Here is a 14322-nt window from a genome sequence, read left to right on the forward strand (position 1 = left end):
GGTGCCAGCCGGCGCGATCTCGTATTTTTGACGGCTTGTTCACTTGCCGGTGCCGTGCCCATGTCCGATCCGTCCGCGCCCGATCATCTGCAACGCAGCCTGTCCAATCGCCACCTGCAGTTGATCGCGATTGGTGGGGCGATCGGCACCGGCTTGTTCATGGGCTCGGGCAAGACGATCAGTCTGGCCGGGCCGTCGATCCTGTTCGTCTACCTGATCATCGGCGCGATGCTGTTCTTCGTGATGCGCGCGATGGGCGAGCTGCTGCTGTCCAACCTGGACTACAAGTCGTTCATCGACTTCTCCACCGATCTGCTCGGCCCCTGGGCCGGATTCTTCTGCGGGTGGACGTACTGGTTCTGCTGGATCATCACTGCCATCGCCGACGTGATCGCCATTGCGGCCTACGCGCAGTTCTGGTTTCCCGGCCTGGCGCCGTGGATTCCGGCGATTGCGTGTGTGCTGTTGCTGCTGGCATTGAATCTGGTGACGGTGAAACTGTTCGGCGAGATGGAGTTCTGGTTTGCACTGATCAAGATCATCGCCATTTGCGCGCTGATCATCACCGGTGCGGGGCTGGTGGCGTGGGGTTTCCGTTCGCCGTCGGGCAATGTGGCCTCGCTGGCGAACCTGTGGAACGACGGCGGCATGTTCCCGATGGGCATCGGCGGATTCTTCGCCGGCTTCCAGATCGCGGTGTTCGCGTTTGTCGGCATCGAGCTGGTGGGCACCACCGCCGCCGAAACCGCCGACCCGCGCCGCAATCTGCCCAAGGCGATCAACTCGATTCCGGTGCGGATCCTGATCTTCTACGTGCTGGCGCTGATCGCCATCATGGCGGTCACGCCGTGGCGGCAGGTGGTGGCCGACAAGAGCCCGTTCGTGGAGCTGTTCGTGCTGGCCGGGGTGCCGGCCGCGGCGAGCCTGATCAATTTCGTAGTGCTGACCTCGGCGACGTCTTCGGCCAACAGCGGCATCTTCTCCACCAGCCGCATGCTCTACGGCCTGGCCGAGGAGCAGCATGCGCCCAAGGGATTTGCCAAGCTCTCGCGCGCGGCGGTGCCGGCACGCGGCCTGCTGTTCTCCTGCCTGTGCCTGTTGCTGGGCGCGATGCTGGTGTACCTGATCCCCAACCTGGTCACTGCGTTCACGCTGGTCACCACCTTGTCGGCGGTGCTCTTCATGTTCGTGTGGTCGCTGATCCTGTGCGCCTACATCGCGTACCGGCGCAAGCGGCCCGAGCAGCATGCGGCCTCGGCGTTCAAGATGCCCGGTGGCGTGTTGATGTGCTACGTGTGCCTGGCGTTCTTCGCCTTCGTCGTCGTGCTGCTGACCTTGCAGGCCGACACGCGCCAGGCCCTGCTGGCCAGCCCGGTGTGGTTCCTGATCCTGGCGATCGGCTATGCGGTGAAGCGGCAGCAGACGCGCAGCGGCTGAGCGTTCGCAGCAGCGAAGACATCCAGCGAAAGACCTCATCAAGGCCCCGCACTGCGGGGCCTTGGCGTCTGTGGCTGCACGGCGCCGCGATAAAGGCCACTGGCAGCTAAGCACGCGATCCGCGCGACGTTGACGCGGCCCGGATGGAACGGGATGCTCGCCGCCATCCATCGCCACGGCCCATCGCATGATCACGACGCACCCGATTGCCGGAACGCAGCACACACAAGGCTGCTGGGTCGACCTGTGCCAGGCCAGCGCGCAGGAACTGGCGCTGGCCGCAGACAAGGTGGGCTTTGCGCTGCCGGATCGCGCAGCCATCGGCGAGATCGAATTTTCCAGCCGGGTGCGGCGCCAGGACGAGGTGCTGTTTCTCAACGTGCCGCGCTTTCAGGACGACGATGGCCCGACTGCGCCGCTGGGCTTTGCGCTGTCGCCGACCATGCTGGTGACCCTGCGCGAGCAGCACATGGGCTCGCTGGACGCGGTGGCCGCGCGTCTTGCGCATGAGCCCTGCCATTGCGCCGACGATCTGCTGTTGCGCATCTTCGACCAGTTGGTGGGGCGCCTGGCAGACCGGCTGGAGTCGCTGGAAGCCGAGGTCACCGACACCACCCGGCAGGTGTTCGACAACCCGCACAAAACCAAGGACCTGGAGCGCATGCTGCATCAGGTCGGAGGCATGGGACGGCGTCTGGGCGGGCTGCACAATGCCGGGCAAGGCCTGCTGCGCCTGGTCACCTATCTGGACGGCGCCGCGCCGGACTGGTTCGGTGCCGATGCGGCCAAACGCATCGGCTTGCTGCACAAGGACCTGACCACCCTGAGCGAATTCCAGCAGCACATGGACGACCGCATCGAGTTCCTGCTCGACAGCGTGCTAGGCATGATCAACATGGACCAGAACAACGTGATGAAGGTGATGGCGGTGGCGTCGGTGGTCGGCATTCCGCCCACCGTGCTGGTCGGCATCTGGGGCATGAACTTCGCCTACATGCCTGAACTGAAATGGCACGATGCCTACTTCTGGGCGCTGGGGATCATCGCTCTGAGCGTGGTGGTGCCGCTGGCGTGGTTCCGCAAGCGGGGATGGGTGTGATGCGTGCAGTGACCGAGCGCGCATCCGGGCTGCTTGCACTCCATGTTTACACCGTACGGACTGCCTGCACACACACCGCAGGGGCGCACCTGGGCGCGATGAGGCGTTAGCGGTAAAACCCGTCGCGCCCCGGTGCGCTCCTACGGGCAGGTGTTGTCGGGAGTGTCGCCGAGCTGCGCTTGGACGTGTTTGCCTGTTGTAGGAGCGCGCCCGAGCGCGAGGGGGCATTCCCGATAAAGCCCAGTCGCGCCCCGGTGCGCTCCTACGGGCAGGTGTTGTCGGGAGTGTCGCCGAGCTGCGCTTGGACGTGTTTGCCTGTTGTAGGAGCGCGCCCGAGCGCGAGGGGGCATTCCCGTTAAAGCCCAGTCGCGCCTCGGTGCGCTTCTACGGGCAGGCGTTGTCGGGAGTGTCGCCGAGCCGCGCTTGGACGTGTTTGCCTGTTGTAGGAGCGCGCCCGAGCGCGAGGGGGCATTCCCGATAAAGCCCAGTCGCGCCCCGGTGCGCTTCTACGGGCAGGTGTTGTCGGATGTGTGGCCGAGCTGCGCTTGGACGTGTTTGCCCGTTGTAGGAGCCCGGATCAGCCCTTGGCCTGGAAACTGGCTTCTTCGTATGGCTGCACCACCACCCAGCCTTCGCCGGCAAAGCGCATCTGCAGGCTCTCACCCGAGCCGCGGCCGAACAACGTACCGAGCGACACATCGGTGACCAGCTCGGGGGTCAGCGTGCCCGACCAGGCCACGGTGGCATTGGGGTCGGTGAACACCGGGCCGCTGTCGGCGGTGACCGGCAGGGTCAACGGCTCGTAGTGCGAGGTGATCGCCACGATGCCGTGGCCGCTCAGGCGCACGTTGAACAGGCCACCGGAGAGCATGCCCGCCACTTTGCGCATCATGGTGATCTTGTGCTCGATGCCGGATTCGAACGCCAGCACGTCATTGCCGTTGACGAAGATCGACTCGCCATTCAAGCGCAGCAGCGTGACCAGCTTGCCGACATCGGCCAGATACACGCGGCCCTGGCCTTCGGCCTTCATCAGCTGCATGCCTTCGCCGCTGACAGCTTTTTTCAGCAGATTGCCCAGGCCCTGTTCCAGCAGGCCTTCGCGAGTGAACTTGACGTTGCCGGTGCGCGCGACCATGGCGCCGGCCTTGGACCACACCATGCCGTTGAGGCGCACTTCCAGCAGATGCGGGTTTTCCAGCTCGAAGGGATCGGGGCTGACGTCCTTTTCCTTGGAGTGGGCAAGAAATTCGTTGAGGGTGCGTACGGCCATGCGTTGCATCCTGGAGTGAAAGAGTGCGCATGATACGCGCAGGTCGGCGCCGTGGTGAGAAGCCGCTTACGTATTGCGCAGCGCCTGGCGAACTCCCGACGCGAACTGCGCTTGGTAGTGGAGTAGCAACAGGCACATCGATGCGATAGCACAGATCGCGCGCTGTCGTTACGCAACGTGGCGTCTGCAGGTGCGTAACGCCGCGCTGCTATCGAACGATTCGCGATGTGTCGGTGGCCATCCGCGCTCACGATCCATCGCTACTGTGCACGTCGCCACGCATCCCGGCACCCTGCACGCTTGTGCGAACGGCGTCGGGTTCAAGTAGACGTTACCGGATCAGATTGCGGTGGCAGGGGATCTTTGAGAACCGAAGGAGAGAAGCGACGCGCGTAGGTCGCGGCAATCGATGGGAACCGATGCGCGCTGCAGGCGCTTTGCGTGTGGGTACGCTTGCACTGCTGTGCGCAGCAGCGGTTGCGGTACCTGGTGTGGATGGCGCGGTGGCGTGGGCAGCCACCGGCCCAGGCGTAGTGACCGACGACACCATCGTGCACGATCCGGCGATGCGCAACCTCGGCGATGGGCGCTATTACATCTATTCCACCGTTGGCGTTGTCCAGCACCGATCGCAGCAGATTCAGTAACGCAGGTGCGATCTTCGGCAGCGTGCCGGGCTGGGTGAAGACCTATCTGGATCGTGCCGGTGTGGACATGCGCAACGGGGGCGGCACGGTGATCCATGCCGGGCAGGGCGGCATGCATGGGCCGGGTGGGCAGGGATGCAATGCCGCCAGCGCTGCCGAGCAGTGCCCGGCAGCATGCGCAGGGGCAGCGCGCTGCCGGCTCGGGCTTGCGCACGCGCTTGAGGTTTGCGGCCGGGTACTTGCCCGGATACAGGTTCAACAGCATCAGGGTGACGCCGTTGGTCCAGCCGAAGCCGTCCTGCAAGGCATATTCGCCACCGCCGCCGCCGGCCGCATCGGCTTCCAGGCCGTATTTTTCCACCAGCTTGTGCTCGCGCGCGAACAGCGCCTGCACCTGGCTGAGAAAGCGTTCGCCGATGGTGCGGGCCAGTGCGTCTTCGCCATACCGGCGCAGGCCGTCCACGGCCACCCACTGCAGCGGCGCCCAGCCATTGGGCTCGTCCCATTGCTGGCCGGTCTTCAGCGCGGTGGTGGCAAGGCCCCCGGGACGCAGCAGGCGCGCACGCACGGTGGTGGCGGTGCGTTTGGCGTGTGCGTCCGAGGCCAGGCCGGTGAACAGCGGATACAGCGCGGCGGCCGTGACCTGGTTGCTCAAGGTCTTGGTTTGCCAGTCGTAGTCGGCGTAATAGCCGGCCGCATTCCACAGGTGCGCATCGATGGCCTGCTTGCGCTGCTGCGCCAGTGCGGCGTAGTCCTGCGCGCAGTCCGCGCCGGGTTGCGCGCAGGCCTGGGCCAGGGTGCGTTCGAGGTGGTAGAGCAGGCTGTTGAGGTCGATGGGAACGATGGCGGTGGTGCGGATGGTGCGCAGGTTCTGCCCATCGGCCAGCCACCTGCTGGAATAATCCCAGCCACTTTCGGCACCGGCGCGCAGGTCGCGGTAGACCTCGGCAGCCGGGCGGTCTTTCACTTCGGCGGCGGTGCGGGTGTCGTGCAGCCAGGCTTCCGGGCGTGGCGTATCGCGTTCGTCCCAGTAGCGGTTGAGCACGCTGCCGTCGGGCAGGCGCACCACGTGGCGCGCGGCCTCGCCGGGCGTGAGACTCTCGCTGCCCTGCATCCAGTAAGCGTATTCCTTTTGCAGCTGCGGCAGGTAGCGTTGGTAGACCGCCTCGCCTTCCACGCCGGCCTGAAGTTCCACCATGTAGGAGAAAAACGGCGGCTGCGAGCGGCTCAGGTAGTAGGTGCGATTGCCGTTGGGGATATGCCCGTAGCTGTCGATCAGGTAGGCGAAGTTGTCCAGCATCTGGCGGCTGAGCGTGGTCTCGCCGCTCTTCACCAGGCCCAGCATGGTGAAGTAGGAGTCCCAGTAGTACACCTCGCGGAATCGCCCGCCCGGCACCACATAGGGGTGCGGCAGCGCCAGCAGGCTGCTGTGTGCCGGCACCTGGGTCTGGCTGCGCACCAGCTTGGGCCACAGCAGGTCGATGTGCTCGCGCAGCGCGGTGTCCTGGCGGATCACGTCGGTCTGCACCGGCGGGGATTCTTCGAAGTTGGCGTCCACGAAGCGGCGCAGGTCGAAGCCGGGGTGGTCGTGCTGCGCCAGATAGTCGGTATTGATCAGTGCCGGGTCGCGCAGCGGCAGGAAGTCGACGAAATGCTTCTGGTCCTCGAACAGTTCTGCGCTCTGCACCGCCTGGAACAGTTCGGGATAGGCCAGGTCCGGCGTGGGCGGCGTGGACGCGGGCGCAGTGACGACCGGAGTCTCCAGCGGCGCGGCAGTCAGCGTGCACGGCGCGACGAACATGCTCAGCGACAGGCCGAGCAGCGACGTGCAACACGGGGGCGCGGCAGAACTCATGGCATCTCCAGAACGGGCAGTGGCGTGTGGCATGGTAAACGACCGAAGTGGCGGACGGGACCGCGCGGGGTGCCGGAACGCCGGCAGGCTTCGCGTGGGGACAACAGGATTCAGTCAGGTGATCCGGCGCGCCGACGCAACGTGCGCCAATCCTGGCGTATCGGCGCGGATCGGAGCAGCTTGAGCAGCGCGGTGTCGCCTGGATTGTCGGCAATGCTGCAAGAAATGCGCCAGAGCGCTGCTTGCCTGGCGCAAAGGTGCGCCCGTCGACACAGGCGCCGGCAGACGCGACAGAGCGACACGATTGCCGGCACGCATCGGGACCGAGCGCGCCTGCCAATCCGCTGGCATAGCCGCCCTGGCAGGCACCTGCGCGGCCCGGCAATGCAACGGCAATGGCCGACGGGCGGAGTGAGGCGCGTCAACCGACCTCTTCGATTTCCAGCAGGGTCCGCAGCCGCAAGGCATTGGGTACGGCCGCGCCGGCGGCGGTGTTGTCGAAGATCACCCAGCGGTCGTGACCGGCCTGCGCCGCGCCGCGGACGGCTGCCGCCAGCGCGGCCAAGGCAGGCGCGTCGTAGCCGCTGTAGTAGACGCGCGGGCTCCCATGCCAACGCCAGTAGGACGGGCCGGTGGTGGGGTCCGGTGCGACCGCGGACGGATGCGGCGCAGGGTCGGCGGCGGCACGTGCGATGCGGTGACGCGTCATCACCGCTTGCGCCTGCGGTGTGAACCAGCTGGCGTGGCGCGGTTCGCAGACCACACTGCCATCCCAGCGCCGCCGCAGCATGGCGAAGAAGGCCGCCGCCACGCGCGCGTCGAATGCCGCACTGGGCGGCAATTGCAGGAGCAGGCAGCCCAGGCGTGCGCCCAGCGCACCGGCCTGCGCGAGGAAGGCATCCAGCAAGGGTCCGGCAGCGTGCAGCCGCGCATCGTGGCTAATGCTGCGTGGCATCTTGACCGAGAACCGAAAGTCCTCGGGCACGGTGTCGGCCCAGCGCGCATAGGTGTCGCGGCGGTGCGGGCGATGGAACGAGGAGTTGATCTCCACCGCGTTGAAGCGGGTGGCGTAACGCTGCAGCACGTTGGCGCCTGCGGCGAAGGCGGCACGCTCGGCAGCGGGAATCGACCAGCCTGCGCAGCCACACCGAAGGCATCCATTTGCGGGGGAAGCGCGAGCAGGCATGGCGTTGATGGCGTTGGCTGACACCACGGTATGCCGGTGCCCCCGTCAGGATTGCGTGTGCGCAGCACTCACGACCGACTCACGCGGCGCTTTGATACTGGGGCATGCCCGAAGGCCCCTCACTGCTCATCCTGCGCGAAGAAGCCGCCCGTTTTGTGGGCCGCAAGATGCTGCGTGTTTCCGGCAACAGCAAGTTGGACATCGCGCGCCTGCAACACCACAAGGTGCTGGCCGTGCGCAGTTGGGGCAAGCATCTGCTGTTCGAATGCGCGCACGTCAGCGTGCGCATCCACTTCCTGTTGTTTGGCAGCTATCGCATCAACGAAGACAAGCCCAACGCCGTGCCGCGCTTGCGGCTTGAGTTCTCCAGGGGCGAGCGATTGAATTTCTATGCGTGCTCTGTGCAATTCATCGAACGTCCGCTGGACACGGTCTACGACTGGAGCGCGGATGTCATGAACCCCCACTGGGACGCAGCGCAGGCGCGCCGCAAACTGCGCGCGGCGCCTGCGATGCTCGCAGCCGATGCCTTGTTGAACCAGGACATCTTTGCCGGGGTTGGCAACATCATCAAGAACGAGGTCCTGCATCGGATTGGCGTGCATCCGGAAAGCCGGGTGGGTGCGTTGCCGGCGCGTAAACTCGGCGAACTGGTCACGCAGGCGCGCGAGTACAGTTTCGATTTCTATACGTGGAAGAAGGCAGCCGTGCTCAAGAAGCACTTCCAGGTGCATACCAAGACCAGCTGTCCGCGCGATGGCGCGCCACTGCAGTATCGCAAGCACTTGGGCCAGGCCGGCAGGCGGGCGTTTTTCTGCGAGCTCTGTCAGCGGTTGTATCTGCCTGACGGCGCGTAAGGACAGCAGGCCTGCGATCCGGTTGGTAGCCGCTCCGGTGCCGCTGGCCTGATGCGGACGTTGAGTGCCCGCACCAATCGAGTGTTCACCGCATTCGATTCGGTGCTCAAGAGGCGGCGTTCAACAGATGCACAGGGGAGGTGCACACGGGCAGTCGCAGTTGCACAGGGCTCTGCCTGAATGTCGTGGCTGGCGGCGGTGCCACGGTAGTGGCTGGCGCGTCCAATGTGAATGGCGGCTGGGGCCGATTGGCCGGACAACGAATTTCGAACGCGCGCGAACGCCGGGCCCGCTAGATTTGCGCGCTTGGCACCGTGACTGCAGGTGCGATTGCCGACCCTCCCATCTCACCGGTCTCCCGCATTGTGATTACCCGCAGGAAGGAAGCGCTTGTCCCGCATATGGCTGCGGCCGCATGCACGGGCGCCATCCTGTTTTTCCTTGCCTGCCTGTTGTTGTACATGCCGGCCCCGCGTCGGTCGGTGCGCCCCGACGAAAGCCTGCAGGTGTATTTCCTGCCACGCCAGCCGCTCACGCAGCCGGCTGCGCTCGTGCCGCCAACGCAGGTCGAGCGACAGCCGAACGCCGCTGCCGCATCGACCGCACGTGCTGCGCCGCCGCCCACACGCACCCCACCGCCGCAGCGCCAGGTGGCAGCAGCCAATGCACTGGCCAACGATGCGATGGCGGCCCAGCTGTACACCCGCGAGGGCCGCCTGCGCCTGCCGCCGGACACCCGCCTGGATCCGCTGGCGCAAGGCGCTGCGGTGCCGCCCGGCATGACCGACGAGCGCGCACAAGCGAAGGCACGCAGCGTGATGGAGCGGGTCAACCCGGTGCAGTACAAGGAAACGCGCTTTTCCAAGGACTGGAAGAGCGACGGCACATTGGGCGATGTGGCGATGCAGGAAATGGATCGCGGCATGAAGAAGTTCAACGACATGCTCAACGGACCGCAGACGCAGGTGGCCACGGCGCGGCCGCCGCCGGATGTGCGCTTCAATCCCGCACTGGCCGGCAACCAGGCCGATCTGGGCAGCGAGGCGACCGGCGATGCCTACAAGGCTGCCCCGATCGCGCACGAACGCCTGCCCGATCTCAAGGGCGAAGCCAGTCGCCGCATCCGCGAGGCGCTGGTTGCGCTGGAACAACGCAGCGCACGCTGCGATGCAGGCCGGCGCACCTCGCTGCTGTCGCCGGTGCGCACGCATCTGTCGGATCTGGAGCGTGCCGAGCGCGCACTGAACAACGGCGCCGATCCGGTGATGGCCGCGCAGTTGCTGCCGCGCCAGGCCGACAGCGCCTACGACATGGCGCGCCGCGCGCTGTGGTACGCGGACCGGCAACTGAAGCAGTGCGCGGTGGGGTGAGTGGCGCGGCGGCGGCTGGTGACCGTGGCGATGGGAGAGTCCGTCAGTCGGCGCGAGATTGGGGTGCAAGGTGGTTGCCGTACCCTCACCGCAACCCCCGCTCCGCGCCCCGGCCCGCGCTTGCGGCACGGGCGCTCCAAGGCACACGCGCCAATGGCGTATAAGCCGTGCCTTCTCGCCCCGGCGGGAGAGAGGCTTTGGTCTTGCGGCGCCTGAAGCAATGCCAGCTGCCGCAACGCTGCGCCTGGGTGTGCCTGCCGTTTCAGCTAATGCACTTGCTCCCTGCGGCCTTCGCCGCGCATAAAGCCCCTCTCCCGTCGGGAGCGGGGTTGCGGTGAGGGGACGTGCGCGCAGCCGGGGATCGGTTGGCAGGCCTACGCCAGACGCTGGCGATACCGATCCTTCTCTGCGCTCAGCGCGATTTCCGCGCGCAGGAATACCTGCCCGATCGGTTCGTCTGCGCGGCTGGCGTGCGCTTGGCCCAGCAACACCGTCAGGCCCAGCGGGTGTTGCTGCTGGGCCACCTCGCGCAGGGCCTGCAGGGTGTGCGCGGCATCCGGGCCGCGCAGCACGGCGATGAACTCGGCACTGTCGGTCACCCGGTCGATGCTGTTGCCGGGGCCTTGCACCAGCGCGGCGAGGGACTGGTCCAGCTGCTGCAGGGTGCGGCCGAGCAGGCGCTCGCTCTGGCGCTCGGCCAGTGCGGCCAGTTCCTGCACCTCCAGGATCACCAGGCGATACGGATCGTCGCTGCTGGCCTGGCCGGCAGCCGCCGCGGCCGCATCGGCGGCCGGCTGCAGGATGGCCGCGTGTTCCTGTTGCAAGGCGTGCTGGCGCGCATCCAGCAGGTTCATGGTGACCCGCGCCAATGCCTGCAGGCCGGTGCGCTGCATGTCGCTGAGCCGGCGCGGTTCGGTGTCCAACACACAGACGGTGCCCAGCGCCACGCCCTCGGAGGTTACCAGGGGCATGCCGGCATAGAAGCGCGCGCCGGTGTCGCCGGTGACCACGGAAATCTCGCGGAAACGCGGGTCCTGGGTCAGGTCCGGCACTTCCATCAGAGTGCTGGGCTCGCGGATGGCGTGGTCGCACACCGCCTGGCTGCGGTCGGTCTGCTGCAGGCCCAGGCCGAGCTGGGCCTTGAACCATTGGCGGTCGCGATCCACCAGCGACATCAGCGCAATCGGCGTCTCGCACAGCGAGGCGGCCACCTGCACGATGTCCTGGTAGGTGTCTTCGGGAAGGCTGTCGACGATGCGATAACCGTCGAGCACCTGCTGGCGGGACGCTTCGTCTGCCTTCGGCATCTCTTTCATCGGATGAGCCACGCACCTGCAATGGACAGTGCCCAAGCGTAACCGGGCCGACCGATAACGCAGCGTCGACAACGGGGATGCCGGGTCACCCCCGCCCGGGCTGCGCGCAGCCAGGCGGGGTGCGTGCGTGCCGTCAGCGCTTGACCGGCTTGCCGTCCACGTCCAGCACCTGCACCTCGCCCAGCTTGAGTGCACGCACCGGGGCTTCGATTTTTTTCAGGTCGCCAACGATCACCCAGGTCATCGCTTCCGGCTTGATGATCTGCGCAATGGCCTTCTGCGCCGCCGGTTGATCGATCGCTTCCAGACGCGGCTTGAGGGTCTGCACGTAGTCGTCCGGACGGTCGAACTGCACGATGCCTTCGATTGCGCCCAGCACCGCGCCAGTGGTTTCGAAGCTACCGGGCAGGGCGCGGATGCGCTGGTTCTTGATCTTTTCGATTTCCTCGCCGGTCAGCGGCTTGGCGCCGATCACCGCAGTGGCCTCCTTGAAGATCTCGTTGGCCGACTCGGCGGTCTTGTCGGTCTGTACCGGCGCCGAGAACATGTAAGGGCGCTGGCCTTGCGCATCCAGCATGCGGGTGCCGGCGCCGTAGGCCCAGCGCTTGCTCTCGCGCAGGTTCATGTTCAGGCGCGAGGTGAAGGTGCCGCCGAACGCGTCGTCGGCCACGCCGATCGCCAGGTTGTCCGGCGTCTTGGTGGACGGGGCCAGCAGGCCGGCCAGGATCACCGACTGCGGTGCGTCCGGGCGGTTGATCAGGTAGACGCGTGGCTTGGGCTGCGCGGCCACCTCGACCAGGTTCTTCTTCGGCAATGCGCTGGTCGGGGCCTTCCAGTCGCCGAACGCGGCGTCCAGCTGCGGAATGATCTGCGCCAGCGTGGTGTCGCCGGCCACCAGGATGCGCAGGTTGTCCGGACGCAGCCATTGGCTGTGGAACTGCCGCAGATCCTGCGCGTTGAGGCTCTTGATCGCCGCCTCGGTGCCGCTGCCGGTGAGCGGGATGCCGTAGGGGTGCTTGTCGCCGTAAAGCAGCGGCGGCAGTGCACGCAGGCCCAGGCTGGTGGGCTTGGTCTTTTCCTGGGCGATGCCGGCCAGCCACTGGCCACGCACGCGTTCGATGTCTGCGGCCTTGAACGCGGGGTTGCGCACGATGTCGGAGAACAACTGCAGCGACGGCTGCAACTGGTCGTTGAGGGCATTCAGCGAGGCGCTGCAGCTGTCCAGATCGCAGCCCACCGCGGTGATGGCGCCCAGGCGCTGGCGGCGCTGCGCCACTTCCACCGAATCCAGCGCGGCGGTGCTCTCGTTCATCAGCGCAGCGCTGAAGCTGGCGGTGCCGAGCTTGCTGCCCTGGTCGGCGGCGTAGCCGGCGTCGAACAGCAACTCCACCTGGGTGACCGGGATGGTGTGGCGCTCGGCCAGGATCACTTCGACGCCGTTCTTCAACTTGCCGCGCTGCAGTTTTGGGAAGCTCAGGTCGGGGAACTGCTCGGTCTGCGGCACGCCCTTGCTACGGTCCAGCGTGGAGGCGGTGACCTTGAACTTGCCTGCGGCCGGCAGCTTCGGCGCCGGCTTGCCGGCTTCTTCGCCACGCGCAACCACCGCCTTGTCCTCGGCGGCCGGGTCGAAATCCTTACCGGCCGGCAGCACGGTGAGCAGGTAATCGCCCTTGCCGAACCAATTGGCAGCGGCCTGCTTGACGCTGTCCACAGTGGCGGCCTGGCCGCGCTGCAAGTCTTTCTTGTAGGCGCCCGGGTCGCCGCGATAGACCTGGCCCTCGGCCAGGATCACGGCCTTGCCGGTGAAGCCGCCGACCTTCTCCAGCCCGCGGACGAAACCGGCGCGGTAGGCCACCTGCGCACGCTGCAGCTCATCGGCGGTCGGGCCCTGGGCGATGAACTTCTTGAGTTCCTCGTCGATGATCGCCTCGACCCTGGCCGGGTCCACGCCATCCTTCACGTCGGCCTGGATCTGCACCTGGCTGGACAGCGCGAACGGCTGAACCGAGGCGGAGACGTCGTCCACCAGGTTGTCCTGATAGACCAGGCGCTGGTACAGCCGCGAGGTCTTGCCGCCGCCGAGCACGGTGGTGGCCAGATCCAGCTGGATGATGTCGTCGGTGCCCAGTTGCGGGGCGGCCCAGGTGCGGTAGATGCGCGGCTGCGAGACGTGGTCGTGCTGCACGCCGCGCTTCTGTGCGGCCAGCGGGGTCACCCACGGCTGCTGACGCGCCACCGGCTTGCCGGAAGGGATATCGCCGAAATACTGCAACGCCTTGGCGCGTGCCTGTGCCACGGTGATGTCGCCGGCCAGCACCAGGGTGGTGTTGGCGGCGCCGTAATTGTCGTTGAACCACTGTTTGACGTCGGCCAGCGAGGCCGCGTCCAGGTCTTCCATCGAGCCGATGGTGTCGTGCTGGTAGGGGTGGTTGGCCGGGAACAGGTTGGACAGGATGTTCTGTTCCACGCGGCCGTAGGGACGGTTCTCGCCCTGGCGCTTCTCGTTCTGCACCACACCGCGCTGGGTGTCGAGTTCCTGCTGGCCGATGGCGCCGAGCAGGTGGCCCATGCGGTCCGATTCCAGCCACAGCGCGGTATCCAGCGCGGTGGTCGGCACGGTCTCGAAATAGTTGGTGCGGTCGAACCAGGTGGTGCCGTTCATGTCGGTGGTGCCGACCTTTTCCAGCGGCGCGAAGAAGCTGCCCTTGTTGTTCTCCGAGCCGGAGAACATCAGGTGCTCGAACAGGTGCGCAAAGCCGGTCTTGCCGGCCGGCTCGTCGCCGGAGCCGATGTGGTACCAGATGCTCACCGCCACCACCGGCGCCTTGTGGTCTTCATGCACCACCACGGTCAGGCCGTTGGGCAGCGTGAAGCGGGTATAGGCGATGTCGGGAATGGCGCTGCTGGCCGCGGGCTTGGACAGGCTGGCCGGGGCGGCCGCGACGGCGGGGGCAACGGTACCGGCAGCGACGCCGAGCACACCGGCGATCAACAGGGACAGCGGACGCAGCATGTGACACTCCAGAACAGGGCAATCGGCCGAGGGTAGTGGCTGCTTGGCGGGGCCGCAAATGCGCTTGGGCAGGGGGATGCTGCGGGGCGGGGGGCGAAGCCGGCATCGGTGGCCTGGTCGCAGGCGCGGGCCCACGCTGGTCGGCTGCCACCGCGACGATGCTGAACGGGCCGCAAGGCCGGGCGGGTCGACGCCACCGCCGCGACAGGAGGTGTACGCGGCGGGAGGTCGCGGCCGGCCCCGTGTGCCGGCAGGCCGGCGGGTCCGCG

General features: G+C 66.8%; 8 protein-coding genes and 1 pseudogene. 4 read left to right on the forward strand and 5 right to left on the reverse strand.

Going from position 1 to position 14322, the window contains the following annotated elements:
* Window positions 1-60: 60 nt before the first annotated feature.
* Window positions 61-1437, forward strand: a complete 1377-nt coding sequence (cycA, locus tag XCSCFBP4642_RS0105295) for a D-serine/D-alanine/glycine transporter (RefSeq protein WP_029218876.1) — start codon at window positions 61-63, stop codon at window positions 1435-1437.
* Window positions 1438-1624: 187 nt separating this feature from the next.
* Window positions 1625-2536, forward strand: coding sequence for a CorA family divalent cation transporter (locus XCSCFBP4642_RS0105300; protein ID WP_029218877.1), 912 nt, complete (start codon window positions 1625-1627; stop codon window positions 2534-2536).
* Window positions 2537-3113: 577 nt separating this feature from the next.
* Here XCSCFBP4642_RS0105300 and XCSCFBP4642_RS0105305 read toward each other — a convergent pair.
* The 3 genes and pseudogenes from XCSCFBP4642_RS0105305 to XCSCFBP4642_RS0105315 form a co-directional block, all read right to left on the reverse strand.
* Window positions 3114-3809: an AIM24 family protein gene (locus tag XCSCFBP4642_RS0105305; protein WP_029218878.1), complete on the reverse strand. Its 696-nt coding sequence runs from the start codon at window positions 3807-3809 to the stop codon at window positions 3114-3116.
* 834 nt (window positions 3810-4643) lie between these two features.
* Window positions 4644-6311, reverse strand: a pseudogene (gene treA / locus XCSCFBP4642_RS24175) (alpha,alpha-trehalase TreA); the annotation flags it as partial.
* 421 nt (window positions 6312-6732) lie between these two features.
* Entirely contained in the window at window positions 6733-7497 is a 765-nt protein-coding gene (locus XCSCFBP4642_RS0105315; RefSeq protein WP_029218880.1) for a DUF72 domain-containing protein, read from the reverse strand.
* Window positions 7498-7601: 104 nt separating this feature from the next.
* Between XCSCFBP4642_RS0105315 and XCSCFBP4642_RS0105320 the strand changes: the two genes are divergently transcribed.
* Window positions 7602-8354, forward strand: a complete 753-nt coding sequence (locus XCSCFBP4642_RS0105320; RefSeq protein WP_029218881.1) for a DNA-formamidopyrimidine glycosylase family protein — start codon at window positions 7602-7604, stop codon at window positions 8352-8354.
* Between the two features lie 365 nt (window positions 8355-8719).
* Complete coding sequence (locus XCSCFBP4642_RS0105325) at window positions 8720-9724, forward strand: hypothetical protein (protein ID WP_029218882.1); 1005 nt, start codon at window positions 8720-8722, stop codon at window positions 9722-9724.
* Between the two features lie 374 nt (window positions 9725-10098).
* Here the strand turns inward: XCSCFBP4642_RS0105325 and XCSCFBP4642_RS0105330 are convergent, their stop codons facing one another.
* Together XCSCFBP4642_RS0105330 and XCSCFBP4642_RS0105335 are read right to left on the reverse strand one after the other, a co-directional pair.
* A complete protein-coding gene (locus XCSCFBP4642_RS0105330; RefSeq protein WP_029218883.1) occupies window positions 10099-11040 on the reverse strand; it encodes a GAF domain-containing protein in 942 nt (313 codons plus the stop codon).
* Window positions 11041-11173: 133 nt separating this feature from the next.
* Window positions 11174-14053 carry a M16 family metallopeptidase gene (locus tag XCSCFBP4642_RS0105335; protein ID WP_029218884.1) on the reverse strand — a complete coding sequence of 960 codons (2880 nt, stop codon included), beginning with the start codon at window positions 14051-14053 and terminating at the stop codon, window positions 11174-11176.
* Window positions 14054-14322 lie beyond the last annotated feature (269 nt).

Origin of the sequence: Xanthomonas cassavae CFBP 4642 (assembly GCF_000454545.1) — a bacterium.
Lineage (GTDB): Bacteria > Pseudomonadota > Gammaproteobacteria > Xanthomonadales > Xanthomonadaceae > Xanthomonas > Xanthomonas cassavae.

Excerpts from the sequence above, each read along its gene's own strand:
- XCSCFBP4642_RS0105335 (WP_029218884.1), bottom strand. The coding sequence starts at position 14,053 with ATGCTGCGTCCGCTGTCCCTGTTGATCGCCGGTGTGCTCGGCGTCGCT.
- XCSCFBP4642_RS0105320 (WP_029218881.1), top strand. The coding sequence starts at position 7,602 with ATGCCCGAAGGCCCCTCACTGCTCATCCTGCGCGAAGAAGCCGCCCGT.
- cycA (WP_029218876.1), top strand. The coding sequence starts at position 61 with ATGTCCGATCCGTCCGCGCCCGATCATCTGCAACGCAGCCTGTCCAAT.
- XCSCFBP4642_RS0105315 (WP_029218880.1), bottom strand. The coding sequence starts at position 7,497 with ATGCCTGCTCGCGCTTCCCCCGCAAATGGATGCCTTCGGTGTGGCTGC.
- XCSCFBP4642_RS0105305 (WP_029218878.1), bottom strand. The coding sequence starts at position 3,809 with ATGGCCGTACGCACCCTCAACGAATTTCTTGCCCACTCCAAGGAAAAG.
- XCSCFBP4642_RS0105300 (WP_029218877.1), top strand. The coding sequence starts at position 1,625 with ATGATCACGACGCACCCGATTGCCGGAACGCAGCACACACAAGGCTGC.
- XCSCFBP4642_RS0105330 (WP_029218883.1), bottom strand. The coding sequence starts at position 11,040 with ATGAAAGAGATGCCGAAGGCAGACGAAGCGTCCCGCCAGCAGGTGCTC.